28 protein-coding genes, 1 pseudogene and 1 riboswitch are annotated in these 25,521 nt (G+C 42.2%); of the genes and pseudogenes, 8 read left to right on the top strand and 21 right to left on the bottom strand.

Going from position 1 to position 25,521, the window contains the following annotated elements:
- Nucleotides 1-17 precede the first annotated feature (17 nt).
- The 14 genes from D5018_RS05600 to moaA form a co-directional block, all read right to left on the bottom strand.
- A complete protein-coding gene (locus tag D5018_RS05600) occupies nt 18-758 on the bottom strand; it encodes a class I SAM-dependent methyltransferase (RefSeq protein WP_416351531.1) in 741 nt (246 codons plus the stop codon).
- 56 nt (nt 759-814) lie between these two features.
- Nucleotides 815-1,384: a LemA family protein gene (locus tag D5018_RS05595; RefSeq protein ID WP_121838023.1), complete on the bottom strand. Its 570-nt coding sequence runs from the start codon at nt 1,382-1,384 to the stop codon at nt 815-817.
- Nucleotides 1,385-1,645: 261 nt separating this feature from the next.
- Nucleotides 1,646-2,326 (bottom strand): TIGR01621 family pseudouridine synthase, encoded by a 681-nt coding sequence (locus D5018_RS05590; protein ID WP_121838022.1) that lies wholly within the window; start codon nt 2,324-2,326, stop codon nt 1,646-1,648.
- A gap of 2 nt (nt 2,327-2,328) precedes the next feature.
- Entirely contained in the window at nt 2,329-3,585 is a 1,257-nt protein-coding gene (locus tag D5018_RS05585; RefSeq protein ID WP_121838021.1) for a sensor histidine kinase, read from the bottom strand.
- Between the two features lie 49 nt (nt 3,586-3,634).
- The gene (locus tag D5018_RS05580) at nt 3,635-4,312 is read right to left on the bottom strand and encodes a response regulator transcription factor (protein ID WP_121838020.1); all 678 of its coding nucleotides are present in this window, start codon (nt 4,310-4,312) and stop codon (nt 3,635-3,637) included.
- An 8-nt stretch (nt 4,313-4,320) separates the two neighbouring features.
- Complete coding sequence (locus D5018_RS05575; RefSeq protein ID WP_121838019.1) at nt 4,321-4,839, bottom strand: hypothetical protein; 519 nt, start codon at nt 4,837-4,839, stop codon at nt 4,321-4,323.
- 272 nt (nt 4,840-5,111) lie between these two features.
- Entirely contained in the window at nt 5,112-6,182 is a 1,071-nt protein-coding gene (locus D5018_RS05570) for a sulfate/molybdate ABC transporter ATP-binding protein (RefSeq protein ID WP_121838018.1), read from the bottom strand.
- Nucleotides 6,175-6,843 carry a molybdate ABC transporter permease subunit gene (modB, locus tag D5018_RS05565; RefSeq protein WP_121838017.1) on the bottom strand — a complete coding sequence of 223 codons (669 nt, stop codon included), beginning with the start codon at nt 6,841-6,843 and terminating at the stop codon, nt 6,175-6,177. The genes D5018_RS05570 and modB overlap by 8 nt, the downstream gene beginning before the upstream one ends.
- A 27-nt stretch (nt 6,844-6,870) precedes the next feature.
- Nucleotides 6,871-7,656, bottom strand: coding sequence for a molybdate ABC transporter substrate-binding protein (modA, locus tag D5018_RS05560; RefSeq protein WP_243637389.1), 786 nt, complete (start codon nt 7,654-7,656; stop codon nt 6,871-6,873).
- Nucleotides 7,657-8,112, bottom strand: coding sequence for a molybdopterin synthase catalytic subunit MoaE (gene moaE / locus D5018_RS05555; RefSeq protein ID WP_121838016.1), 456 nt, complete (start codon nt 8,110-8,112; stop codon nt 7,657-7,659).
- A gap of 3 nt (nt 8,113-8,115) precedes the next feature.
- Nucleotides 8,116-8,367, bottom strand: coding sequence for a molybdopterin synthase sulfur carrier subunit (moaD, locus tag D5018_RS05550; protein WP_121838015.1), 252 nt, complete (start codon nt 8,365-8,367; stop codon nt 8,116-8,118).
- Nucleotides 8,364-8,852 carry a cyclic pyranopterin monophosphate synthase MoaC gene (gene moaC / locus D5018_RS05545; RefSeq protein ID WP_121838014.1) on the bottom strand — a complete coding sequence of 163 codons (489 nt, stop codon included), beginning with the start codon at nt 8,850-8,852 and terminating at the stop codon, nt 8,364-8,366. The genes moaD and moaC overlap by 4 nt, the downstream gene beginning before the upstream one ends.
- A gap of 230 nt (nt 8,853-9,082) precedes the next feature.
- A complete protein-coding gene (gene moaB / locus D5018_RS05540) occupies nt 9,083-9,610 on the bottom strand; it encodes a molybdenum cofactor biosynthesis protein B (RefSeq protein WP_121838013.1) in 528 nt (175 codons plus the stop codon).
- A 23-nt stretch (nt 9,611-9,633) separates the two neighbouring features.
- On the bottom strand, nt 9,634-10,614 hold the full coding sequence (moaA, locus tag D5018_RS05535; RefSeq protein WP_121838012.1) for a GTP 3',8-cyclase MoaA: 981 nt from the start codon (nt 10,612-10,614) through the stop codon (nt 9,634-9,636).
- A riboswitch (molybdenum cofactor riboswitch) is annotated at nt 10,602-10,762 on the bottom strand. (Overlaps the previous gene by 13 nt.)
- Nucleotides 10,763-11,040: 278 nt before the next feature.
- Here moaA and D5018_RS05530 point away from each other — a divergent pair.
- Nucleotides 11,041-12,690: an electron transfer flavoprotein-ubiquinone oxidoreductase gene (locus tag D5018_RS05530; RefSeq protein ID WP_121838011.1), complete on the top strand. Its 1,650-nt coding sequence runs from the start codon at nt 11,041-11,043 to the stop codon at nt 12,688-12,690.
- Between the two features lie 60 nt (nt 12,691-12,750).
- Here the strand turns inward: D5018_RS05530 and D5018_RS05525 are convergent, their stop codons facing one another.
- A complete protein-coding gene (locus tag D5018_RS05525) occupies nt 12,751-13,461 on the bottom strand; it encodes an SDR family NAD(P)-dependent oxidoreductase (RefSeq protein WP_121838010.1) in 711 nt (236 codons plus the stop codon).
- A 188-nt stretch (nt 13,462-13,649) separates the two neighbouring features.
- Between D5018_RS05525 and D5018_RS05520 the strand changes: the two genes are divergently transcribed.
- The gene (locus D5018_RS05520; protein ID WP_121838009.1) at nt 13,650-14,285 is read left to right on the top strand and encodes a MarC family protein; all 636 of its coding nucleotides are present in this window, start codon (nt 13,650-13,652) and stop codon (nt 14,283-14,285) included.
- 42 nt (nt 14,286-14,327) lie between these two features.
- Here D5018_RS05520 and moeB read toward each other — a convergent pair whose 3' ends face one another.
- Entirely contained in the window at nt 14,328-15,089 is a 762-nt protein-coding gene (moeB, locus tag D5018_RS05515) for a molybdopterin-synthase adenylyltransferase MoeB (RefSeq protein WP_121838008.1), read from the bottom strand.
- 9 nt (nt 15,090-15,098) lie between these two features.
- Nucleotides 15,099-16,352: a molybdopterin molybdotransferase MoeA gene (gene moeA / locus D5018_RS05510; RefSeq protein WP_121838007.1), complete on the bottom strand. Its 1,254-nt coding sequence runs from the start codon at nt 16,350-16,352 to the stop codon at nt 15,099-15,101.
- 232 nt (nt 16,353-16,584) lie between these two features.
- Between moeA and ftnA the strand changes: the two genes are divergently transcribed.
- On the top strand, nt 16,585-17,118 hold the full coding sequence (gene ftnA / locus D5018_RS05505) for a non-heme ferritin (protein ID WP_121838006.1): 534 nt from the start codon (nt 16,585-16,587) through the stop codon (nt 17,116-17,118).
- Nucleotides 17,119-17,176: 58 nt separating this feature from the next.
- Here ftnA and D5018_RS05500 read toward each other — a convergent pair whose 3' ends face one another.
- Nucleotides 17,177-17,539 (bottom strand): hypothetical protein, encoded by a 363-nt coding sequence (locus D5018_RS05500; protein WP_121838005.1) that lies wholly within the window; start codon nt 17,537-17,539, stop codon nt 17,177-17,179.
- 302 nt (nt 17,540-17,841) lie between these two features.
- Here D5018_RS05500 and D5018_RS05495 point away from each other — a divergent pair, with 302 nt between their 5' ends.
- Nucleotides 17,842-18,384, top strand: a complete 543-nt coding sequence (locus tag D5018_RS05495; RefSeq protein WP_121838004.1) for a hypothetical protein — start codon at nt 17,842-17,844, stop codon at nt 18,382-18,384.
- A 252-nt stretch (nt 18,385-18,636) separates the two neighbouring features.
- Nucleotides 18,637-18,882: pseudogene (locus tag D5018_RS05490) on the top strand (GIY-YIG nuclease family protein); the annotation flags it as partial.
- Nucleotides 18,883-18,917: 35 nt separating this feature from the next.
- Here the strand turns inward: D5018_RS05490 and D5018_RS05485 are convergent.
- Together D5018_RS05485 and D5018_RS05480 are read right to left on the bottom strand one after the other, a co-directional pair.
- Nucleotides 18,918-19,781 carry a DUF4097 family beta strand repeat-containing protein gene (locus tag D5018_RS05485; RefSeq protein ID WP_121838002.1) on the bottom strand — a complete coding sequence of 288 codons (864 nt, stop codon included), beginning with the start codon at nt 19,779-19,781 and terminating at the stop codon, nt 18,918-18,920.
- A 173-nt stretch (nt 19,782-19,954) separates the two neighbouring features.
- Nucleotides 19,955-21,772, bottom strand: coding sequence for a M14 family metallopeptidase (locus tag D5018_RS05480; protein WP_121838001.1), 1,818 nt, complete (start codon nt 21,770-21,772; stop codon nt 19,955-19,957).
- A gap of 110 nt (nt 21,773-21,882) precedes the next feature.
- Here D5018_RS05480 and D5018_RS05475 point away from each other — a divergent pair, with 110 nt between their 5' ends.
- From D5018_RS05475 to D5018_RS05465, 3 genes are read left to right on the top strand one after another with little or no spacing between them, the layout of a single operon-like run.
- Nucleotides 21,883-22,473: a tRNA-uridine aminocarboxypropyltransferase gene (locus D5018_RS05475; RefSeq protein WP_121838000.1), complete on the top strand. Its 591-nt coding sequence runs from the start codon at nt 21,883-21,885 to the stop codon at nt 22,471-22,473.
- Nucleotides 22,474-22,485: 12 nt separating this feature from the next.
- Nucleotides 22,486-22,878 carry a hypothetical protein gene (locus tag D5018_RS05470; protein ID WP_121837999.1) on the top strand — a complete coding sequence of 131 codons (393 nt, stop codon included), beginning with the start codon at nt 22,486-22,488 and terminating at the stop codon, nt 22,876-22,878.
- Nucleotides 22,879-22,907: 29 nt separating this feature from the next.
- Entirely contained in the window at nt 22,908-23,543 is a 636-nt protein-coding gene (locus D5018_RS05465) for a class I SAM-dependent methyltransferase (protein WP_121837998.1), read from the top strand.
- Here the strand turns inward: D5018_RS05465 and D5018_RS05460 are convergent.
- A complete protein-coding gene (locus tag D5018_RS05460; RefSeq protein ID WP_121837997.1) occupies nt 23,515-25,476 on the bottom strand; it encodes a hypothetical protein in 1,962 nt (653 codons plus the stop codon). The genes D5018_RS05465 and D5018_RS05460 overlap by 29 nt on opposite strands.
- Nucleotides 25,477-25,521 lie beyond the last annotated feature (45 nt).

The raw sequence follows: 25,521 nt of genomic DNA, 5'->3' as shown, positions 1-25,521 counted from the left end.
GAGTGATTAAGAGTATATTACATCGCTGATTTTATATACACATCAAAGCGATTTTTTTTGGTTGCGATGACGGTGGAGGGTTGACGCCCTTCTAAATTTTCAGCGTAATCTGGCCGTTTGATCACAACTCTTTTCGTGGCGATATCTAAGGCTGGTACCAATAATTCATCAGCATCTAGATCATTGCCCACCAAGCTTTGAAACACTCGCATTTCTTTTTTCACTAACGCTGATTTTTCTCGATGTGGATACATAGGGTCGAGGTAAACCACGTCGGCACTCAGATTTAACGCTGATAATTGTTGTTGGCTGGCTCCATAATGAAGCTGCATACGTTGTTGCATCCACTCACCAATTTCAGGGTCGTTATAGGCTCGACGTAATCCATCTTCCAGTAAAGCAACGACGACAGGGTGACGTTCGATTAACGTTACTTGACAACCTAGGCTTGCCAGAACAAAAGCATCACGTCCAAGCCCTGCGGTGGCATCAATAACACTGGGAATATTGCCTTTTTTCAGTCCAACTGCTTTCGCAATCGCTTGACCTTTCCCTCCGCCAAACTTACGACGATGGGCACTGGCACCGCTGACAAAGTCTACGACAATCCCAGATAACTTAGGTTCGTCGCGCTTGAATAATTTGAGTTGTTCGTGTTCGTATTTGAGCTCGAAGTTTGCATGCTCATCATAATTGAGGTGCCATTTTTGGCTAAGATCACAAAGTAATGGTGAATTTTTTTCAAAATAAATGGACACAGACACAACAAGCTCAAATGCAAAATCAAATTAGTTCGGATTATACGGAGAGAGAGTTAGGCCGACAACTTTAGCTTTTCTCTGTTGGCAAGGTTTCTAGGTGTAAGTGTCGTATGAGGTTCAAAAAAAGGTAGAGAGCGGATGTTAGTGATTTGGGTCACCACATTGTTAGGAAATAAGCGGAGATTATGGTTGAGCTCAGTCACTGCCAAATTGTACTTACGACATAAGGTGGAAAAAAGGCTGTGAGTGTCTCGGTAATGCCTTAAAAAGGCATTGTCTATCAGTGATTCATTTTGCTCTAGGTGCCACTGTATTTGGTTAAGGTGATGACTTAGTTTGGCAGCCTGCTTTAAGTGCCAGTGTAATCGGCGTTGATTATAGGGGTCGTATGGTTTCAGGAATTTATGCCGATAATCACTAGTAACTTGAGAAATGCCATCTCTTTCGTTGGCTGTTAAAGTGCTTTGTTGGATAAGCTGGTTGAGTAAGCGAGTTTGGTGTTCTAGATCGAGATCGAGTTGGGATAGCAGTCTAAGCGCATTTTGTTGCTTTGATTTTAATCGTGCATGATCGGTAACGGTCCAAAATACAATGGCGACAATGACCAGAAGCAGTAAAGACATTCTTGTACCAACTCTCCATAAGGCTTGGACTGGTATATACTCGTGATACCTGAAAGTTGCATCTTCAAGTATCACGAGTATAAATGTAGAACAGCCCTATAGGGAAAGCGAGAAAATGCCTGGTAAATTCGTTAAATTGTCATATGGTCAGTTTAGGTTCAGCCCTAGTAGGTAGTATGGACATGCAAGATTAGGGCAACCAATTGCTCGTGAATGCAGGACTCGAAAGAGTCCTTTTTTTTTGCTTATTCAGGATTGAAGTTACTTTATCTTCGGCCAGTTCAAAGGTTGCTGCCATTGGATTAATTGAGGAGAAATGGCTTGTGAATGAAATAAATCTCCAACGGTAGGAGCTGAAGTAAATTTGTACTGCTCCCCCAGATCTTCAAATTCCAATTGATAAGCATGAAGATAGCAGCGATCAGCACAATGCTTACCGTATAAGGGATCACCCAAAATAGGGACACCAATACTTGCTAGAGCAACTCGCAATTGGTGAGTTCGGCCTGTGAGAGGTTTGAGTAGGTATAGTCGTAACCCCTCAGTGATGCTATGGCTAAAAAATTGAGTTATGGCGGGGTTACCTGTCGAACGCAATAATTTATGCATACCTCGTCTAGACTTCGCCATATCGCCGATAATGGCTCCTTGTTTCTTTTTCGGTTTTCCTTTCGCTATCGCCAAATAGTATTTTTGGATTTGGTGTTGTTTAAATTTATCAGCAAGGCGAGCAGCTGAGGCGGAAGATGTGGCTAGTAGAATCAATCCAGAAGTAGGAGTATCGAGTCGGTGAACTGGATATAGCTTTTGCTGAAGTTGTTGCTCGGCTTGTGCAACCACTCCGGCACTGCCGTCTTGGCTGTGAAAATGAACATTAGGCGCTTTATCGATCACGATAAAATCTACCGCACGATGCAGTAAAGTAAAAGAATTTGGAGTCATAGTTAAAAATCGATACTGACAATCAACCCTGGATGGTTATCGCTCAAACTGATGTTGGCATTGTGACGGGTTAGGATGGCTTTTACCATAGATAATCCTAATCCAGTACCTTGATGATGACGACTAGGATCGAGTCTGACTAAGCGATCAAACACTTTATCTTTAAATTCATCAGGGATTCCTGGTCCATTATCAATGATTTTTAAGTGACAGCCATCTTGGTGGATCTCAATGGTGGCGTTTTCCCCTGAGTATTTTATGGCATTGTCAACAAGGTTGAATAAAGCCTGAAATAACAGGTGTTTATCAGCATTTAGTGTATAGTCATTACCCAGTTCAATGTTCAGTTTTTGCTGGTTCATCTCAGCAAGAGCTTCAGCCATATCTTGAAGGTCGTGGCAGATGGTATGAAGGCTCACGGGTTGTCTTTCTAATTCTAATTGTCCTTCTTCAATACGAGTGAGTGAGAGCATGGCATCAAAAGTACTTAAGCAATGATCCAGTTCTTCTAATAGGTTGGCACAGTGTTCGTGAATGTTATCAGCAGGTTGGTTAATGAGTTGCTCAATCCCGATGCGAAGATGAGATAACGGTGTACGCAAATCGTGGGCGATGTTGTCTGTGATCCCACGGATAGCCATTAAGTTATTCTCTAGGGTATCCAGTACCTTGTTAAATTGATTGGCGAGGACATCGAATTCATCATTGCGCCAACTAAGAGGAAACCGGGTGTCATAACGCCCCTGTTCAATTTCTTCACTTAATCGGTTGTAATGAGTTAATCGGCTTAAAATGGTTTTGGAGAATACATACCCCATGGCCAAAGCGACGATGATGGTTACCATTATTGCAGTGGCAGAGGCACTTACAAATTTGTCTAGCATGGCTGAAAAGTGGTCGGTGCGATTAGCGATGAGAATGTTGCCATATTTAGTATTTACGATGCCACCGGTCAAAATATGTAGCTTGTCGGGGCCCGTAGTGAGGATTGGGAAGTCTTTGGTTTTAGGAAGATATGGCATATCATCGGGCATAAAGCTTAAGGCTCCAATGACACTTTTTCCATCTTTCCACGCTACAAGGACGGCTTTGGAGTCAGCGCGACTGATTTGCTCTGCAAACTTATCACGAGAAACGGTTCTCGATAATTGCTGATAATGTTGTGCTTGGCTTTGTAGGTTTTCGCTTACTTGATAGTTTTGCTCCATATTGAGCTGTTTGTATAATCCAAACAGCAAAGCACCGATGATTAAAGTCACCAATATGGAAAAAACAATCGTGATCCGCCAAGCACTGCTTTGGTAAGGGTTAATTCCTCTGCCGTAACCGATAACCTGCACCTCTGACTGTTTCGATCAACTCCCCATGGCCGAGCTCTTCAAATTTGCGTCTGAGCTTGGCAATGTGCACATCAATAACATTGGTTCTAGGATCAAAGTGATAATCCCATACCGCTTCAAATAGTAGGGTACGGCTGATCACTTGATTGACGTGTTCCATTAAATATTTAAGCAGCTGAAACTCTTTGGGTTGCAGCATAATTTCTTGTCCGTCAAGGGTGACGTTACGAGTGAGCAGTTCCATTTCAAGCGGGCCTGCTTTTAAGTGGGTCTGCATGGGTTGAGTGTGACCACGTTGCATCAGCTTTTCGCAACGAACCAGTAGTTCAGAGAAAGCAAATGGCTTGGTCATGTAATCATCACCACCCGCTCTCAATCCTTTGACCCTTTCATCAACATGGCTGAGTGCTGATAGCAGCATCACAGGAGTTTGATTACCCGTAGCTCTAACAGCTGCCAGTAATTTTAACCCACCTAAACTAGGTAACATTCGATCCAAGATGATCAAATCATACTGGTTGCTAGTGGCGAGCAACAGACCTTGATGACCATCGTTGGCAGTCTCAATATTGTGACCTTGCTCGGTGAATCCCTTGACAATATAGTCAAGTGTTGTTGCATCATCTTCAACCAGTAAGACTTTCATATTACTCCTTAGTACCATCTTAGCAACGGTAACGGGCGTAGTGTTTCTACATCAAAAGCCAATCGATACGGTCCGTTGTCATCAATTAGCTCTAACTCAAGATAGCTAATGCCCAGATCATGATCCAGCACAGCCTTTAATAAATGCACTTGGCTTTTATCAATGGCAAGGCCGACCAACTTCGAAAACAGTAGCTTATTTTTTTCAATAAACCTAACTGCTTCCAGCTCAGAATGTTGTTTGGGAACTAGGGTGGAAATATACCTTTTAAGTAAATGACCATCTTTTCCTCGGTACTCAAAGTGAGTCACTGTCCCATTGTGCAAATTTACCAACGTATAGACATATTGCAGTCTTTGCTGTTTCATATTGATGCTGAATGAGGAGATAACTCCAGGTTCAGAACGCTCAATCCGCCGCATCGTTTTTATTGGATCTTGGTTATTCGGACCTAACAACAATGTCATGACATTTGGTGCCGACATTGCTGCACTACTGAATAACAATAACCCGAGCAGCCAACGCATATCTTCCCCCTCTACAGTGCAATACTGTAAACCGTAGAATGAATGGCGTTTGTTCTGACATACTCAATTCCCTAATGGTTATTGACTGTCGATAGCTGCAAAGATCTAATCCCCGTTAAATTTGCTCCATAAAAGTATGGTAGAGGATTTGGATTTATCAAAAAATTCAGCTGAGACCGTGGCAAACGCCGTTGTTTGAACGAATTCGGTTAACGAAGTGTACTCAACAACAGCTTAAATCCTAGTGTCGATTGCATTAAGATTTGATCATCTTAGAGTAGGGTGATGTCGGTAGGGGTTAAAAGCCAAACGGCTTGAGAACTTTCCGTTTTTCTTAGTAGCTCAGGCATACTGTGCAGCGTTAACGGGGTATGATCTCCGACAATGGTGGCCATGATTTGTCGATATTGACCGTCTTGGTAATGACAATGGATATCTAGGGTGATGGCGATAGGTGCAGAGTTTGAAAGCACATTTAGTTCGTTGGGTAGTAAGCATCCGACACGTTCGCCAATATGGCGTACCTGTGGATCTGGTAGGCAAAATTGATGTGAGCCCAACTGGATCTGCGTCGTTTGTTTTGATTGATCTTGGCTTATCACTTTGGCGTAGACGACGTTTTGATTACCCAATAAATGTGCTGCTGTGATAGAGTTTGGCTGAGAAATAACCTCGTCTGTTGTTCCTTGTTGAAGAATACGACCGTTATTCATCAAAACTAAGTGATCGGCAAGTAACTGAGCTTCTCGCATATTATGGGTCACCATTATCACAGGGCAATGGATGCGAGACTTGAGTTTTAATAGCTGTAAATGCAGCTGCTTACGGGTTTGAGGATCTACCGCAGAAAAGGGTTCGTCCAATAATAACAAATCCGGTTCTCGAGCAAGAGCACGAGCAAGAGCGATGCGCTGCCTTTGTCCACCTGACAGTTGTGGCGGTCGTTTGTGTTGCTCTGTGGCTAAGCCAACCATCTCTAACCAATCGTTAGCACGAGCATGACGCTCAGCTTTAGGCAAATGGTTGAGTCCAGAAATAACGTTTTCAAGTGCGGTTTGATGTTCAAACAAACCAAAATGTTGAGGCACGTAACCAATGTGTCGCTGCTGGGGGGTTAGGTGAAGGTGGCATTGACTGTTAAACCATGTTCGCTGATTTAAGTGGATCTCCCCTTGTTGTGGCTTAATGAGTCCAGCAAGTATTTTTAATAAAGTTGTTTTTCCCGCACCCGAAACCCCAAGTAGAGCTGTGATTTCTCCATTTCTACAGTCAAACTCAGCTTCAATGAAAATAGGGGTAGTAGTATTAATTTGACATACTAATCCTTGAAATGGTTCAACCACGGTTTACCCCGATTTTTTTGGTTAAATGAGTGGTAAAGGCTAAGGTACATACTGCAAAAATAAGCAGAATTAACGACATAATGCCAGCTGCATCAAAATCAAAGGCTTGAACTTTATCGTATATGGCAATGGATAAGGTTTTGGTTTCTCCCGCAATGTTGCCACCTATCATCAAGACTACACCAAATTCACCTAATACATGAGAAAAGCACAATACGATGGCGGTTAAAACTCCAGGCCATACTAAAGGGATTTCTACTTTCCATAACGATTGCCAACGATTGAGGCCACAACAAGCGGCGGCATCTCGGACATCATCAGGGATAGCTTCAAAAGCTCGTTGAATGGGTTGTAGTGCAAAGGGGATGTTCACCAAAAGAGAGGCCAATACCAAACCTGAAAAATGAAAGACGATGGGGGTGCCCAATACCGTTTGTAAGGTTTGACCAAGCCAGCTTTGTTGCCCAAAGCCCACCAATAAGTAATAACCGATGACCGTTGGAGGGAGGATCAGCGGCGTCATCGCTAAGGCTTCAACCCATGCTTTGCCTCGAAATTGATTAAATGCCAACGCCCTTGCTACCAAAATCGAAATGGGGGTCAAAATTAAGGTGGTGATCACACTCAGTTTTATTGAGAGCAGCAGCGCTTGCCAATCCATAAGGCTCCTTTGCGATTCATGGGGTTGTTATTTTGGAAGATCAAATCCGAAGTCTAGCAAGGTTTGCTGTGCTTTTGGAGATTGCAGATAGGCATAAAAGGCTTTAGCGGTATCTGACGCATTGTTAAGTAACACCATAGCTTGAGTCAGTTTGGGGTGTAGCTTGGCATCGATGGCAACCGCATCAGCCTTTTCACTGAAACCTTTCGCTTTGGTAAGGGATAAAGCCACAATTCCACCTTGAGATGCGTTAGAAAGCGCAAACTGAGCCGCTTGTGCCACGTTTTCACCATAGAGCAACTTAGGTTGAATTTGCTGCCAAACGCCAATGGCTTGTAATACATCCTTAGCGCGAGCGCCATAAGGCGCATGATCTGGATTTGCTATGGCAAAGCGCTGAATTTTGCCTTGTTGTAGCTCTTGTTTCAGATAGGCTAAATTGTTGCTCAGTGGAAGCTTAACGTGCTTATTATGCATAATGGCTAAGCGACCAATGGCGTATATCTTAGCGGGGGGAGGTGCCAGTTTTGCATCTACAATTTTCTGGGCATAATCGATATTGGCACTCAAAAAAATTTCAAACGGTGCCCCATGTTTGATTTGCTGCATCAACTGCCCTGAAGACCCATAACTGATCCTGACTTGCTTGCCCGTATCTTGCTCAAACTGCTGTTGAATTTTATCTAACGCAAAGCGCACATTGGCCGCTGCCGCAACAGTTGGAATACTTTGAGCAAAACAAGTGGGCGCGAAGAGCATCAGAAAAAAGAGTACGAAACGAAATCGAATCATGGTTGCGGTCTCTATGGTCATCTATTGCCAGAGGCTGGTGGCGTGCTGATCCGTTTCACGAGCATCAACCCATTTATCACCTTTATCTGTGGTTTCGAGTTTCCAAAATGGGGCTTTGGTTTTCAAGAAATCGATTAAGAATTCACAACCATCAAACGCGGCTTGACGGTGCTGACTGGTGACGCCAATAAATACGATTTGCTCACCTAAATTCATAGTGCCTACGCGATGAATGATGCGAATATGGTTAAGTGGCCAACGTTCTCTTGCTTCTTGTGCCAATTCTTGTAGCACTTTTTCGGTCATTCCAGGATAGTGCTCTAGAGTAAGCTGGCTGACATCATTACCTTCATTGCGATTTCGCACCTTGCCGACGAAAGTGACAATTGCACCATCACTGTCGTCTTGGTTCAGTTGGGTGTATTCATCGGCGACGTTAAAATCAGCTTGTTGAACCAGAATGTGCGTGTTTTCCATAGCTTATCCACCCGTTACCGGAGGAAAAAACGCCACTTCGCTATTGTCTGTTAGTGGTGTTTGCCAATCACACATGGTTTGATCAACAGCCACTAATAATTTGTCGGCAATGAGGACTTGTTGCCACTTTTCATCACGCTGGGCTAAATGTTGTCGTAAACTTTCTGCAGTCGTCACTTCATCATTAAATGGTACTTCGATTTGTGCACAGCCCAAACGCTCACGTACCTGAGCAAAAAATAAAACCGTGATCATAGTGCTGTTTCTCCTGCTACAAAATGTCCTGATTTACCGCCTTGTTTTTCCAGCAGGCGTACCTCTTTGATGATCATGTCTTTTTGTACGGCTTTACACATATCGTAAATGGTGAGTGCGGTGACGGAGGCAGCGGTAAGGGCTTCCATTTCAACACCAGTTTTCCCTTTGAGTTTACAAAGCGTGATGATGCGTACTTGATTTTGTTCAGGCTGCGCTTCAATGTCCACCTCAACCTTGGTAAGCATTAACGGATGGCAAAGTGGAATTAAGTCAGACGTTTTCTTAGCCGCCATAATGCCTGCAATACGAGCGGTAGCAAATACATCCCCTTTGTGATGTTGGCCAGATAAAATCAGCGTCAGCGTTTCAGGTGCCATTTCGATAATCGCTTCAGCACGAGCGGTACGTTCGGTGATGTCTTTATCTCCAACATCAACCATGTGAGCATCGCCGTTGGTGTTAATGTGTGTCAGGGTATTCATTCTTTTGATTATTTTCCTTAACCTAATAAAAGTAGGTAGAAACGTTCATAAGCGTAGAAAAAACTGCCGATAGCAAGGCTTGGGTTGCAGTAGCTAGTTATTCTTACCTACAAAACCCTTAACGCAGATAGCGGCAGTTTTAGCCAGCTTATGGGCGTTCAGTATTTGTCTACTTTCAGGTTCAATAATATATTTCTTTAATGTTATTAAGCTAAATATTCTATTTGCATCTATCTGCTTTTATTAGGTTTTAGATGTCCGACAAAGTTACAAGGGCGAGTTCGTGCATCCAGTTGTGGTTTGATGATCTGCTCCCACCCTAATTGGCAAGCCCCCGGTGATCCCGGTAAGCAAAAAATGGCGGTACGATTGGCTAAGCCGCCGATGGCACGTGATTGCACACAAGATGTACCAATGTCATCAAAGCTCAGTTGGCGAAACAATTCACCAAAGCCTTCCATGGGCCTATCAAACAAAACGGAAACTGCAGTTGGAGTATTGTCACCTTCGGTAAAGCCTGTGCCACCGTTGATGATAATGGCGTGAATTTCATTATTGATGATCCATTGGCTGACAATGGCGCGAATATGATGAATGCAATCTTTACTGATCTTACGATCAACGCAGTGGTGACCCGTTTCAGTGAGTGCATTGTTTAAGTCGCTACCAGAAGTGTCGGAATCAAAAGTGTGCCTGTCGGAAACGGTTAATACCGCAATGCCCAGTGGCACAAATTCTTTGGTCGTACATTTCGCCATGGTATTACCTATTATTGTGGGTGTTATCCGCCGATTGACGCCAGATGTTTGGTGATGCCAGTGATACCATGATGGAGATCATGAGTAGCTTTTTTCTGGTGCAGTTGCTGGTGCAGACGCTCAATCAATTCTTGTTGCTGATTGTCATCCTGTAATAAATCACGCAAAACAACGCCAGCTTCAGTAAACAGGCACAAATGCAATTTACCGGTAGCGGAGACTCGAAGACGATTACATGTACTGCAAAAATCTTTCGAGTAAGGCATGATAAGCCCTATTCGACCTTGATGATCAGGATGACAAAAGTTTATCGCCGGTCCATCAGTGGCTTGTGGCAGTTGATGAAACCAACCTTGTGCCAGTAATTTAGCCTTGATGGTATTACCGCTAAGGTGATGTTCTTGGAAGTAATCGCGACCTAAGCCGGTTTCCATCAATTCGATAAAACGCACATCGATTGGGCGAGTTTTAAGCCAAGACAAAAACTTTGGCAGGTCGTTATCATTGAGGCCTTTGAGCAATACTGCATTGATTTTGATGCGTTTAAAGCCTGCTTCTAAGGCTGCATCAATACCACGCATCACTTGATGAAACTTATTTTCACCCGTAATTTGTTGAAACTGCCTAGGGTCAAGGCTGTCCATTGACACGTTAATGCGTCTAAGGCCTGCATCAAACCACTCCTTCGCGTGTGTTTCTAAGCGATAACCATTAGTAGTGGTGGCAATGGTTTTAATACCCTTGGTGTCATTGGCTGCACGAATGATGTCAGTAAAATCTTTACGCAATGTAGGCTCACCACCGGTGATCCTGACCTTTTGAGTCCCTACACTGGCAAAGGCGCGCAATAAACGCTGAATTTCATCTAAGCGCAAGAATGATGGCTTACCTTCGGGTTTATAACCATCGGGCAAGCAGTAGCTGCATTTAAAATTGCAGACATCGGTTACCGATAGGCGCAAGTAACTATACTTACGGCCGAAATCATCGACTAATTGAGACATGATCACCTTTCCAAATTCGGGAGGTGGTACCATTTCTGAGACCACCCTGGTAACGATTAGACCGCTTAACTCTGATCTATTGTTCGTTACGGCCAGTCATTCATATTCAAATAAACTTAGAATGACAAGCTCGGAGATTCGTTGTGATTTGAGTATACGAAATGCCGAATCGATAAGACAGCTAAAGGAGATGAATTATTGACCCTTATCAAGGTCGCGTTAATTATCTGTGACAGGTGAGAGTAAGATCACATAAATTAATTCGCTGCGTGGGTGGGCTCTTTTTTGTTTGAACGCGACATTTGAGGTAAGGTGAGCCTAAAAAACATTCGATAGCCGCTCAATGGGTACAATTAAACTTCAAATACCCGCTTATTGAGAACAATAAAATCGAAGTATCAAGACATCAAAGCAAAAGGTGAAATGATGGAACGCGAATCGATGGAATTTGACGTAGTAATTGTTGGGGCTGGTCCTTCCGGTCTGGCAACGGCTTGTCGTCTTATGCAAATTGCCCAAAATACCGAAAAAGAGTTAACCGTGTGTGTGGTTGAAAAAGGCTCTGAGGTTGGGGCTCATATATTATCAGGTGCGGTATTTGAGCCTAAGGTGCTCGATGAACTCTTCAGTGATTGGCGTGAAACAGGTGCACCACTGAAAACCACAGTGACTCATGACGAAATTTATTTGCTTAATTCAGAGCAAAATAGCCGCTTAATGCCGAACGCATTTGTGCCTAAAACCATGCACAACGAAGGCAATTATATTATCAGTGTCGGTAATTTATGCCGTTGGCTGGCTGAGCAAGCCGAAGGCTTAGGCGTAGAAATTTTCCCTGGGTTTGCCGCCAGTGAAACCTTATATCATGAAGATGGCAGCGTAAAAGGGATTTTAATTGGTGATATGGGTGTGGGTGAAAACGGCGAACCCAAAGACAGCTACATGCCAGGTATGGAACTGCATGCTAAATACACAGTATTTTCTGAGGGTTGTCGGGGTCATCTTGGTAAAGAGTTAATTCAGCAATTCAATTTGGATAACGGTAAGACACCGCAACACTATGGCATTGGTTTTAAAGAGATTTGGACTATTCCTGCCGAACAGCACCAAGCGGGTAAAGTGGTGCATACAGGCGGCTGGCCGCTAACCGAGGGCGCATCGGGCGGTGGTTTCTTATACCACGCTGACGATAACCAAGTGGTGGTGGGGCTGATTATTGATCTTAATTACCAAAACCCACATCTTAGCCCGTTTGATGAATTCCAGCGCTACAAAACGCACCCTGTGATTGCCAAAGAATTAGCAGGTGGTGAACGTGTCACTTATGGTGCTAGAGCCATTGCCAAAGGTGGCTTAAATTCATTACCGAAAATGAGCTTCCCCGGTGGTCTATTGGTGGGTTGTGATGCAGGTACGCTTAACTTCTCAAAAATCAAAGGCACTCACACCGCCATGAAGAGTGGCATGATTGCCGCTGAAACCATTGCAGAAGCACTGATGGCTGGTGTTGAGGGGGGCAAAGACTTAGATTGTTTCCAAACCAAATTTGAACAAAGCTGGCTGTACCAAGAGTTATATAGCTCTCGTAACTTTGGTCCCGCGCTGCATAAATTCGGCACGCTGCTGGGTGGCGCGTTTAACTATATTGACCAAAACTGGTTTGGCGGTAAATTCCCAATCACGCTTCGTGATGAAACCCCTGATTATGCTCAGATGGCGGAAAAATCGGCTTATAAAGTGATTGATTATCCTAAGCCAGACGGTAAGTTAACTTTCGATAAACTGTCATCGGTTTATTTATCCAATACTTACCATGAAGAAGATCAGCCGTGTCACTTAAAACTGACAGACGTAACTATTCCGATTTCAGTGAACCTTGAAAAATACGATGAACCTGCACAGCGTTATTGTCCTGCTGGCGTGTATGAAGTCGTGGAAGAGGCCGGTGAAAAGACCTTTGTCATTAATGGTCAAAACTGCATTCACTGTAAGACGTGTGATATTAAAGATCCAAGCCAAAACATCACTTGGGTAACGCCAGAGGGTGGCGGTGGTCCGAACTATCCGAATATGTGATTTACTCATGATGTTTTGACAACAAGAGCCTCTGCAAAAAAAGTAGGGGTTTTTTTATGCTCACCACGTTATCGAATTACCTTGATAGTCCACGAAGCAGCCGCTGTCGGCACTCGTTAATTGCCCGCATACATCAAAAAAAGCTTCAGCCGTATGTTTAGCGGTTTGTAATTGTTGTGGCTTGAGATTGTGTTGAAACGGCTTGGACAGTTCGGTATCTGTGGTGCCGGGATGAAAGGCAAACAAACAGACGTTTTTTACTGTGCGCTGCCATTCGATGCTGATGGTTTTAATCGCCATGTTCAGTGCGGCTTTACTGCTGCGATAACTTACCCAACCTCCTAAGCGATTATCGCTGATACTGCCAATACGGGCCGAGAAGACCGCAAAACGACTTTGATTACCAGCGTTTTTAAATGCTGACTGAAAATGCTTCGCCAGTAGTAAAGTCGGTAAGGTATTAAGACTTAGGTTTTGCTGAAAAAAGTCGACATCAAATTGTTGCACACTTTTTTCTGGTAACTGGCTGGGGGAATGCAAAAATCCAATAGAATTAATCAATAAATCTAAATCAGTAATTTTTTGAGACAACTTGAATATTTGGTTTTCGTTTGTGGCATCAAGAGGTAACCAAGTCAAACAAGGTAAATTCCATTGAGGTTTATTTTTATGATAAGTGGCGTAAATGTTTGCCCCTTCAAATCGTTGCAGTGCTTCTTTAATCAGTGCCTGACCAATACCACCACTACCACCAATGATTAAAATTTTCATGACTATTTATCTTTAAGTACTTTGTCTTATGTACGCAGTAACCAACAACTTTGTTCAATTTTTAAAATAACCAGCGTAACTCGAAACCCCTTGCAACTGTACTAAGCTAATAAGGCCAGTCTTCATTGGCATGTGCCCAACTAATATAAAAAGGTGGGTAAAAAGGCTTAAATAAGGGATTTTGTTCGATGATAGAAATTAATGAATACATCAAGCTCACGGTAGGTTTATTCGCAATTACCATTCCAGTTGCGGCTTCAGCTGTTTATTTGGGGTTAACAAAAAATTACAGTCAGACTGAAAAGTTAAAAACCATTGGGATCACGGCGCTGTTGTATTTTTTGATATTGACCATGTTTACTTTTTTGGGGGAAAGCATTCTTAATTTTTTCTCGATTTCTATTGAAGCCTTTAAGGTTGCTGGTGGTGCGATATTATTTTTAAGTGCGCTGCAGCTTGCTGGCGATAAAGGAAGTAATAGTAAAACAGAGGACAGTGAGCAAGGCTCTAGCCCAATGGCAATTGCGGTTGTGCCTTTGGCAATGCCGATGTTGATCGGACCAGGTTCTATTAGCACTGTGGTGATTTATACACACATGCATCCATCCCTATTGCATGAGTTATTGATGGTTGGAGTAATATTAACCAACACCTTGATCATCATGTTAATGTTTTGGTTAACCAATCATTTTGGAAAGCTGCTAAGCGACAATGTTACGAGTGTTATCAATCGATTGATGGGGTTAATCATTGCCTCAATGGCGGTGGAGTTTTTATTAACCGGAAGTGTGGTTCATATTCAAAACCACTGGATGCCACAGTAAAAGAAAATGCGGCTTTTTAGGGAAAAAAGCCGTATTTGGGAATTAACGGCACACGGTGCATCGCTCATTCGGTTTGAGCTTCATTTCTCGGCACTCTAATGTCATCGCATCAAACATCAAAATGCGACCAATCAATGGTTCACCCATTTGTGTGATTAACTTGATGGCTTCTAATGCTTGCAAGCTGCCTATAACCCCTATCACAGGTGCTAAAATACCTGATTCGACACAAGAGAGCTGCTGTTCGCCAAATAAGCGTGAAAAGCACTGATAACATGGGGTGTCAGCTTGGTAATTGAATACTGTCAGCAACCCCTCCATACGAATAGCGGCGCCAGAAACCAATGATGTTTTATGCTGAAAGCAGGCTTGGTTTAATTGCTGACGAATGGTGAGGTTATCGGTGCAATCCACCACCACATCATAGTTAGCAATTAATGCAGAGATTTCAGATTCATCAAGAGATTCATTAATGGTTTCAACATCAATATGAGGGTTAAGTTGCCTTAGACTGTCTGCACCAGAATCCACCTTAGCACGACCGACATCGGCATCATGGTGCAGCACTTGGCGTTGTAAATTAGAAAGCGCAACGGTATCGAAGTCAACAAGCGTAAGATGTCCCACACCGGCTACAGCCAAATATTGACTGGCCGCGCAGCCTAAACCGCCAACACCGAATACCAAAACACGCGCCTGCTTGAGCTTTTCTTGGCCATCGATATCCATTGACTTAATCGAAATCTGGCGGCTATAGCGCAGCATTTCTTGATCCGTTAGCAAGTCCTCCACTGTGTCTGTCATCACTACTCCCTATGATAAAACGTGATTGAATAGCTCAACAGTAACTTGGCTTCCCGCAGTCATTTCACCTTGCTCTCTTGGTACAATTAAAAAGCTATTGGCTGAAGACATCGATGTGAGCATGCCTGAGCCTTGCGCACCAGTGGTGCTGACTTCAAGCGCTCCATGCTTATTTCGAGATACCACGGCTCGCTGATATTCCACACGACCCGGTTTGCGTCGAATATCATGGACTAAGGTCGCGCTTACGAGATGCCGCTTTAACTCACCACGCCCTTGCATTTTATAAATGAGAGGCAGCACTAATTGGTAGTAAGTCACCATTGAGGCAACAGGGTTCCCCGGTAAACCACAGAAAATCGCATTAGGTAATGCACCCATTGCAAAAGGTTTACCCGGTTTCATGGCGAGACGCCAGAAAGTGATTTTTCCGACGTCTTGCAAGACTTGTTTGACATAATCGGCATCACCCACCGAAACGCCGCCAGAGGTTAATACCAAATCGGCTTGCTCTGAGGCATTCAAAAAAGCTTGTTTGATCGCATTGGGACAATCTTCAATGATTCCAAGATCAATCCACTCCACGCCTGTTTTACATAGAAGCCCACGAATCGAGTAACGGTTGGAATCATAAATCTGCCCTGGTTGAAGCTCAGTGCCCACTGGCTTGAGTTCGTCACCGGTTGAGAAAAACGCCACCTTTAACATATGGAATACAGTTACCTTGGCTTGCCCTAAAGTGGCGAGTACGCCAAGTTCTGCTGCTCGAATTAAAGTACCAGCTTTGAGCACCGTTTGCCCCACACTGACTTCTTCACCTTTTGAACGCACATTAGCCCCAGATTTCCTAGTGTGGGTAACGCAGATTTTATCGCCTTGAATTTCTGTTTGCTCTTGCATCTGCACCGTATCTAACGCACTGGGTATTTGAGCTCCTGTCATAATACGAACACAAGCTCCTGCTGGAATTTCACCAGTAAACGGGTGGCCAGCAAAGGCTTCACCCACAAGCGTTAAGCTGGTGGTATCGGTTTTTGAATTGAGATCAGCAAAACGAAACGCATAACCATCCATGGCGGAATTATCAAAAGGGGGGAGATTGACAGTGGATATCACATCTTCAGCTAGTACATGATCAAGTGCATTTTCTAACGGTAAGGATAGCGTATCAGTAATTGCGTTGACTTGCTCCAGTAACATTGGAAGTGCATCATTTGGATGGATCAGTTCAGGCTTGGCACATGGATCGGATGAAGTGGGCATAGTGTTCTCTTATAATGTCTGGCGATTAGTGTAATGCTGCCATTAGCTTAGGGATAAGCGCAAGTGTAGAGAAATATACTTTTGCTGGAGTTGATCTACAACAAAACAGATTTACAAATAAAAATTATTCTTATTTAACAATGTGTTATGCGGCTTCCTTTGGTTGCTTTTTTACCTGCAATGGCTCACAATAAGTGCATTATGAAGTCTTTGACTTAATTGAGGTATATGAATGTTAACGGATGTAATGGTTAAACAGTTGAATGAGCAAATCAACTTAGAGTTTTTTTCTTCTAACTTATATCTACAAATGAGCGCTTGGTGTGAAGATAAAGGTTTTGATGGTGCTGCTAAATTTATGCGTGGGCATGCTGAAGAAGAAATGGAGCATATGCGCCGTTTATTCACTTATGTCAGTGAAACAGGTGGCATGCCATTAATAGGAGCCATTGAAGCACCGCAGTCTGAATTTGAATCGCTATTATCTTTGTTTGAGCATACTTATGAGCATGAGCAAATGATCACGGGTAAGATTAATGAACTGGCGCATCATGCTTTTACTAACCACGACTATTCCACCTTTAACTTCTTACAATGGTATGTAGCTGAACAACATGAAGAAGAAAAGCTGTTTAAGTCTATAGTCGATAAAATCCGTTTAGTGGGTGAAGACGGCAAAGCCTTGTTCTTTATCGATAAAGATTTAGAAGTTATGGCAGGAAAGGGGCATGAAAGTGTGATGAATGCTCAGATCAGTGCTGGGTAATTACCCCTAAAATTAACAAATTCGTTCTTACATAAAGCAGCCTGTTCCGGCTGCTTTTTTATTGATTAAAATTACTCACAGGCATAGAGTTAAAGTCGACAGCCATTTTCCATTCAGTAATGGCTTTAAAAACTGGATCATTGGTGTTGTATGCCTGAAATACATCTTTAATATCTAACTTGAGTAAGTCAGCGGTAAAGTGAGAGCCGTATCCAAAGCCAGGTATAAATAACTGAACGTCATAACCATTAAACAGGCATTGTCCACTTAATTGAAAAATTGTTTTACTGCTTCCATCTTTCGAAGTGACATCCAATTCTCCTTTACAGTTAAATTTATGCCTATCAATAGTGTGACCGTCATGAATAGCCGAAAAAGCTGTGAATGGAAAAAAAAGTAAAATTAACAATAAGTTTTTCATTTTTTGTCCCTCTTTATCTTTAAGGCTCGTAGCCTTAACTTAAAAATATTGTCTGTGAATTAGGTCAAATTTCAATGGTGAAGTAATGCTGAATGATCAAACTATTTATCAGTTATCAGAAACTATAAGTGATAATCACTTAACGTGTGTTGAACGGCGCAGGTTATATTCAATTTGCTCAAAAGCAACCTAACTAGCTGCTTTTTTTAGATTAACTCTTCTATGAAGTGAGTGTTCAGGAGAAAGTAAGGCATACACCGTTAAAATATTAGGCAGATTAATCATTAAATTATGGAGTCTATATGGCAGAATCTGTCGTTTCATCGCGTCCAACAGTAACATTGCGTACGGTCTGGAATGAGGGCAAACCATTTCAATTATCTGATGAGGACTATTCTGCTTTATCAGCCGTGGTTCCTGCTCGTAAAAAGGGGGAAGAAACAGAGTCTGAACCTGTAGAAGCCACGTTAACTTATAGTTATACATACACTGCCAAAAAGCTTGGTGTTTTTAATACCCATAAAACGCAGACCTATACGGGTGATGTCTTATTAAAAAGAGATGAGATAAGCGAAGCCATAATTGAGTTTTTGAATAAGACAAGCGTTGAAGATCAACATAATGCCTACTTAGCAAAAGTACAAAAGCAATTTCAGATAAGAGACAGAATAGGTGTTCTGCTCAGTGTGGCACAACAGGCTGTTATTAGACAAAGAGAGTTCGATGAAAAAAAATCTACACGCAGAATTTATTATGATGCTCATGATGGGAGCGGACAACTCCTCACCATTCACCAGAAGACCGCTGATGAAGCGAAAAAAAATCGATGGAAATGGAAAAAGTAAGCCAAATTTGATTGCAGACAAGTCCACCGTTGGGTTTCTAACTGAGCGAGAAACTAGGGAAGAATAGATTTCTGATCTTGGATCTAGAGAGATATGAATCCTACACTTGTTGCCAGAAAGTAAGTTATCTCAATATGAAACAAGATTTTGTATATAACTACACTGTAAACTCTGATTGAGATAGCATTGCGGGATTCAAAGCATTCATAAGTTAGTATGAGTAACTCAAAACTATACACAAATTTTTGGTGGGTCTATATGATCCAATGCGCTAATGACGGTCCATTGTATACTGGCATCACCACAGATGTTGAACGTCGATTTGTTGAACATCAAGCTGGTGGAGTAAAAGCCGCAAAGTTTTTGCGAGGTAAAGGACCGTTGACCTTGCTTTATCGTGAGTCTGTAACAGATAAAAGCGCTGCACTTAAGCGAGAAATTGCCATAAAAAAGCTATCAAGAACTCAAAAATTAGCACTAATAAAAGGACAACACTGAACGAAACAGCGGTTCAGCGTTGCGTCGGGAAAGGGTTAATCTTCTACGGACACCGGCCCATCAATATCTTTAAAACTCAGGCTACCAGAACCAGAATCGATAATCTTCAATCCTTTAGTATGTCTAACCTTGATGCCGCCAGAGCCATCATCAATAGTAACCGTTCCATCAATATGTTCAGCGTATATACTGCCAGAACCATCATTGATGTCGGTATCTCCACCAATGTGAGTTAATTCAATACCACCTGAGCCGTCATTGATACCCACAGTGCTTTGGGTCTCTTGAATATCAATATCACCAGAGCCATCCTTGATGCTAATTTTGCCCGTGATTCGAGCCAAGTGGATATCTCCAGAGCCATCATTGATGGTCACAGCTCCCGTTTGAGTAACTTCGATACTGCCCGAACCATCGTTGATTTTTATCTGCTTTCCTTGGTGAACAGTAATACTGCCAGAGCCGTCATTGATATTGATGTCAGCGTTCACTGAGTTGATATCAATATCACCCGAGCCGTCGTGAATATCCAGCATCAAGCTCTCAGGTACGGTAATGGTTAAATCAATACGAGGTGAACGATTGTAAAAACCAGATTGGTCAAATTTAGCGACCAATAAGGCATGCTGACCATTGGGCTTTAAGGTAAGAGTAGGAGACACATCATCATAGGTGTAAATGTCCGCTTGTACTTGGACACTTTGCTGTCCGCGGACACCTGAGATTTTTAAAAATCCAGATGTCACTTCTGCTTTTAAGCTGGCTAATTGCTCAGTGGATAATTCGAGGGTTCGTTGTTGATGTAGCGTGGGCTCTGCGTTAGCGCCATTAATATGAATGATACAGCCACTGAGTAACAGTGTTGTTGATGCCAGTAAAAGTGTTGAAAGTGACTTCATAAGTCTATCCCTAGTTTTTGATGTTAATCAGAGATAGCATGAAGCGTGCCAAACGGTAGTGTGTTGATTGGTAAGTGTTTTTTATTTCACAGGTAAGGAAAAGTAGCCAAGTTGATTAACAGTTGGTGAAAATGCTCAATCGTCATTGGAATAATGACGATTGAGCACAGAGATTAGTGTTGTCTATAAACCGGATACTTTAGATATTGATTGTCATAGTATGGGCTACGCTCATAAAACCAGCGTAATCTGGCTTTAGGATCGGCTGCAAAGGTTTTATCTTTTAAGGCTTGATCAAATTCAGCTTTCAGTTCGGGGTTAGTTTTCAACATTTGCGCTGCCATTGGTTCCACCGCATAAGCCTCCATGTATTCAGTGCGGGTAAAAATGGGGTTAAAAAATCCCCACTGCAAGAAAGAATCAGGAGACTGTGGCTCGAGCAGCATGATGGCTAAATCGCCCAAGGGCTGCTTAGTCGTAATTTTAACTGTGCCAGCAGGAAGTGTGGACGTTACTTTATGCAAGCTAGCTGAGACATTAACTCGCTGGTGGCCTTCATAAGACTGATTGGCAAACTTATGTGCATCAAACTGATATTGTCTGAGGTGCAACGTTTGTGGTTTTGCAAGGCGTGTCATTCGAATACCGTGTATTTGTAATCGCTTGATTACTTGCTGCCATTGTGGTGGGATAAAGTAAGCGCTCGGTCGAGAAATTTGAATGTCAGGGATGGTATTTCCAATCACAGGTAAGTTAGGGTAAAGCTTAGGTTTTCCAGTCCAGCGAACGACATCTGAGCCACTGATCGAACTGGTTTCTTTGAAATACTCAACGCCTTTAAAATTCCACCCTTTGGGCTGGACTTCACTTTTCCAAGTTAAGGTAAGCGTATCAGGGTAGGCAAACTTATCTTTTGCAATGGCGGTTTTTAATTTAGTACCTTGTTGAGCCAAGGTTTTCAGGGTTTGCTCAAGGTAAACATAAGTGCCAAGAACACGCTGCTTGAACGGCTTTAAGCTGTGGTTTTCCACTAGAATTGTTGGCAAATGGCGAGCATGACCGTAACCGTCAGAGTAGCGTTGTGATGCTACCCATTTGTGCAGTCCTTTAGAAAGGTCCGTTTTATCCATGGCAAACACTAAAGGCCCCGGAATATGACCTGCATTCTCAAGTGCTGCATCAACGGTAGGACGATAAATACTATCCAGCCATTGGTAGCTGGCTTTACTTAAACCACGTGGTAAGTTGTAGCCATAAGTGATGTCATATTGGTAATCAATGCCATCGGTGACGTGAACGTCTATGTATAAATCTGGCTGCCATTGATTAATGGCATTGAGCATATGGCGCATCTCAATCGTATCAGCTTTGGCATAATCTCGATTGAGGTTTAAATTTCTTGCATTGGTGCGCCACCCCATATCGACAGGGCCACGTTGATTAACACGATTATAAGTGCTTGAACGTTCGTGAGCATCGACACTGAAAATTGGAATGAAAAGCAGGTTCACATTATCGAGTAAATGCGCTTTCTCGCCTTTTACCATGTCTCGCAGCAGCATCATACCGGCATCTTTACCATCAATTTCACCGGCATGGATACCCGCTTGTACTAATAAGGTAGGTTTACCTTGAGCTGCAAGTGCTTGAGACGTGGTTAAGCCTTCTTTGGTAGCAATAATCATCCAGATGTCACGACCTTGCGGACTTTTGCCTAAGCTGACTTTGTGAAGTAGGCTGCTCTCCGCGACTAATTTATCAAGCCACTTAAAAGTGTCATCGTAACTTGGGCTTTTCATCCCGTTTGAGTGCTCAAAGGGAGTACTCCATGGTTGTTCTGCGTCCTGCATGAGCGTTGTGCTTTGGCCTTGCCATTCAAGTAAAGGAGGTAAAATATTATCATTAACAAACTGAGTATCAGCATGAGCTGAAAAAGTCATTGTATTTAACAATATGGCGGAGAGAAGTAAGTGAAAGCGTGGCGATGGCATCCTAAGCGTCCTTAATTCCTTGCAAAAGACGTTATCTTTTCTGAATTTGCCACAAACAGCAATCGAAATTGGTATAATTTTGCCGATATCAGTTTTTTAGTGAGGGTTATGTGACGCGTCCTGTTTGTCCGCGATGTCAGTTTTTGGTTAAGCAATGCCTTTGTGATCACTTATCGATTGTGCATAGTGATATTGAGCTGGTGGTCATGCAACATCCAAGTGAAGTTGAGCACGCCAAAAACAGTGTTCGATTACTTCCGAACTTACTGGATAATGTGCGTATAGTGGTTGGGGAAACTGAGAATGATTTTGCTGACTTGAAGGCCCAGCTTGCTGCAAAGCATCATCCCGTATACTTACTTTATCCTTCAGAGCAAAGTATTGAAGCGCCACAAGTTGAGCATTCTCAGCAAGGAACCTTAGTTGTTCTTGACGGGACTTGGCGCAAGGCACTGAAAATGTTGAAATTAAATCCGTGGCTGTTATCATTTAAATCGCTGCATTTTTCACCACAAGCTCCGAGTCGATATCGAATAAGAAAAGCTCACCGAGCGGATAGTTTATCGAGTTTAGAAGCGGCGGCTCTTGGCTTAAAAGCTTTACAGCCTAACATGGATATTACGCCAATATTATCAGCGTTTGATGCCATGATAGAACAACAACTTGCCCACATGCCTAAGCATGTTCAAGCGCGTTATTAAAAGGATTGAGTTATGACAAAGGAATTGTCAATTATTGTATGCGGTATATTTATCGGCCTCTCGTTTACCTCAATGGCTCAAGAGGAAGATAAGAAGCGCCTTAAATGGTCTCCTAAGGTTAAAGCAGAAGCACAAGCGTCAACAAGGTTATCTTCTCAAAAAGACTCTCAAGTAACGCAACAACTCGAAAAAGCTAAACTTCACAATCAGAAAAATGCCCAGCGTGCAGAACGCTTTAAGCATGAACAAAAGCCTGATTGGGAAAACACGTTACGCAAGCAAGCTAATCAAGAGTTTAAACAGGCTAAGCAACGAACCAAAAAACAGTTACAAAGAGCTAAAGCGGCTGCGAAAAAGTCTAAAAAAATGTCATCAGCGGCATCAAAAAAGGGAGTTATAGAGTAGCATACGCTTTTTTATGATTGGTTTTATTTATGAACTCATTTTCTTGTCGTTTATGTCATAGCCCAGAGATAGATTTCTATTTTGAGGATAAGCGTCGTGAATATTGGCAGTGTCCACAATGCCAGCTTGTTCAAGTGCCTGATGTGTTTCTATTGAGTGTTGAGCAAGAAAAAGCCGAATACGACAAGCATGATAACTCCAATGACGATGCGGGTTATCGTGGATTTTTATCTCGTTGTCTGAAACCAACATTAGCGCGAGTAGATGCCAATGCTCAAGGATTGGACTTTGGGTGCGGCGAGGGTAAGGTGCTTTCCACTATGGCAAAAGAGCAAGGTGTGAATGTTGCTAACTACGATTTGTTTTATGCCAATGACGAATCTCTACTTAATCAGCAATATGACTTCATTACTTGCACTGAGGTGATTGAACATATTGCAGATGCTAAATCCACCTTTGAATTGTTCCAGTCCTTGCTTAACGCTAATGGCTTGTTAGCATTAATGACCAAACGCGTTCAAGATGTGGATGCCTTTAGTCGTTGGCATTATAAAAATGATCTCACCCATATTTGCTTTTATTCGATAGATACATTTGAATGGATTGCCAAGCAATACAGGTGGAAACTTGAAGTGATTAGTGACGATGTGGTGATTCTGGCATAGAGGATGCTCGTAACGCATCTGGGTGCTGTTTTACTATCATTTTTTCAACGCAATCGCAGCAGAGCGTGATTTGACGTGCTGCACAATAGAAGACAGGATTTTTATTAACAGTATTATTTTGATGGTTTTTATAATCGATCTGGAATAATAAGCTATTACAGTGTTGACAGTGACAAGATTGAGGGTATTCACTTGTCATAGCCTTAAAAATATTTGCTGCGACTAAACCTGCTCCAGTTATTTCAAAAGCGCCCTCTTTTGGATGTTCATAATGAGTGTCATCTGGGGTTGGGTTCATTTGAGGCAGACATAAATCAATGAGTGCTCGATGCATAATTTGTGGATTGGTCATTATGGTTAGCCACTGTAAGCCCAGAGAAAATGAATCTCGAATTAACTCTGGTGCTGTAACCAACAGCCATGCTTTAAGATATTCACGAGTGACGCCATTTTCATCTAAGGCCTGTAAGTGTTGCTTAGCAGAGTAAAGATTTAAAAAGTACTCTTTACTCCATGAAAATTCCTTAGCAAGCTCTTCAAAGCTGTGGGTAGCAATGCTATTCATCGCATCGTCAAAAAGAAAGGGCTCTTGAACTAAATGTATCAGTAAACCTTGTAATATATGTTGTTCATGCTCTTTGAGAATCGTCGAGAGCGCTAAAATTTCAAACGCATAAATAGGTTTATCTTGGTGCTGTTTAAAAATAAATTGAACCAGTTCAATATTACCAGCGAACGTTGTTAGCTGCTTTTTATTCAGTTCCACTTGTGCCGTTTTTTTTAGAGAAAATTCTGATTTTGGTTGAATGTTTAACAGTGCAAAACTTTTTGTTAATCCACTTTCGTCTGTATTAAACACGCATTGAAAAACTGGCGGTTGTTGTAGCCATTGACAAAATAACAAATACACTTCAAGCGCTGACTGCATTAAGTGTTCAATAACAAAACGACTGAGATGGTTTAACTTTGTATTTGGATAAACCAATTGTCCTGCTTGTTTGAATGGCTTTGATTTTACCCCTTGAGTCAGTTTGAAATAAAACTGGAGGAAGTAAGTACATTCTGCATTTAATTGCGTTACTTGCTGTTTATCGCTTTGATTCTGTCGCTCACACTTGCCATTAGTCATAAGGTGAAATACTTGTATTAGCTTTACAAAGTTCTCTAATAGCAATTCCCACTTGGCAAGAGGAGAAGAGCAAAAGCAGTGCTCAGGTATGAGTTCGATACGTTTATCAGGATAACCTTTGAGTACTCCATTATCTACAATCAACCCCTGAGATTCACAGAGGATAAAATGAGCAATCAAATAGTATTGATTGCTGCTCGATGATGGCATCATTTCATTTAAGCAGTAGCCTAAAATGTGCTTCTGGTGCTCAACTGGGTAATTGGTGAGCCTTGAATGCAACGAAGAAGAATTAGTTACCTTACAATAATCGTTCAGATCTGAACTATGGCCAATATGTAGAGCGTCATAGACACTGGCTGCTTGGTATCTAATCTGAGAGTGATTTAAAAAGAAAGAGACCAATTCAATAGGTTGCATGCTCTCTATCGAGTCAATATTGAGTGTTAGTTGATGCTGATCGCTAGAAAGTTTCAAACTGCTTTGTGGTGAATGACGCCAGATATTTATGATTTGCCGAAGTGTATCTAAGAGCTTTTGTTCATCTGAAGGTATGTCAAAAGCTTGTATGTTGGTAGCGGGACAGGGCAACAAACGAATGTTACCAGAATGAAATTGTGAAGTATGGCAACGAGGAGCTTCTATAACCTTTACAGAAAATAACTTTTCTTGCCTGTTTTTCATACCTGGTGGCAAGCGAACTTGTTGGTTTATTAATTGTAACTCTTTGGTTATTTCACCGTGAGTTGCTGAAGGCCTGTTATAAGGGGGAGACTCTTGTTTTGATGTCGCTCTTTCAGCCATAAATATCAAAAAAATCAAATGTTTTCTGAACAGTAATTGATTTGT

The organism is Parashewanella curva, from assembly GCF_003675895.1.
In the GTDB taxonomy this organism is placed as follows: domain Bacteria; phylum Pseudomonadota; class Gammaproteobacteria; order Enterobacterales; family Shewanellaceae; genus Parashewanella; species Parashewanella curva.
This window is presented reverse-complemented; position numbering and strand designations above follow the sequence as displayed.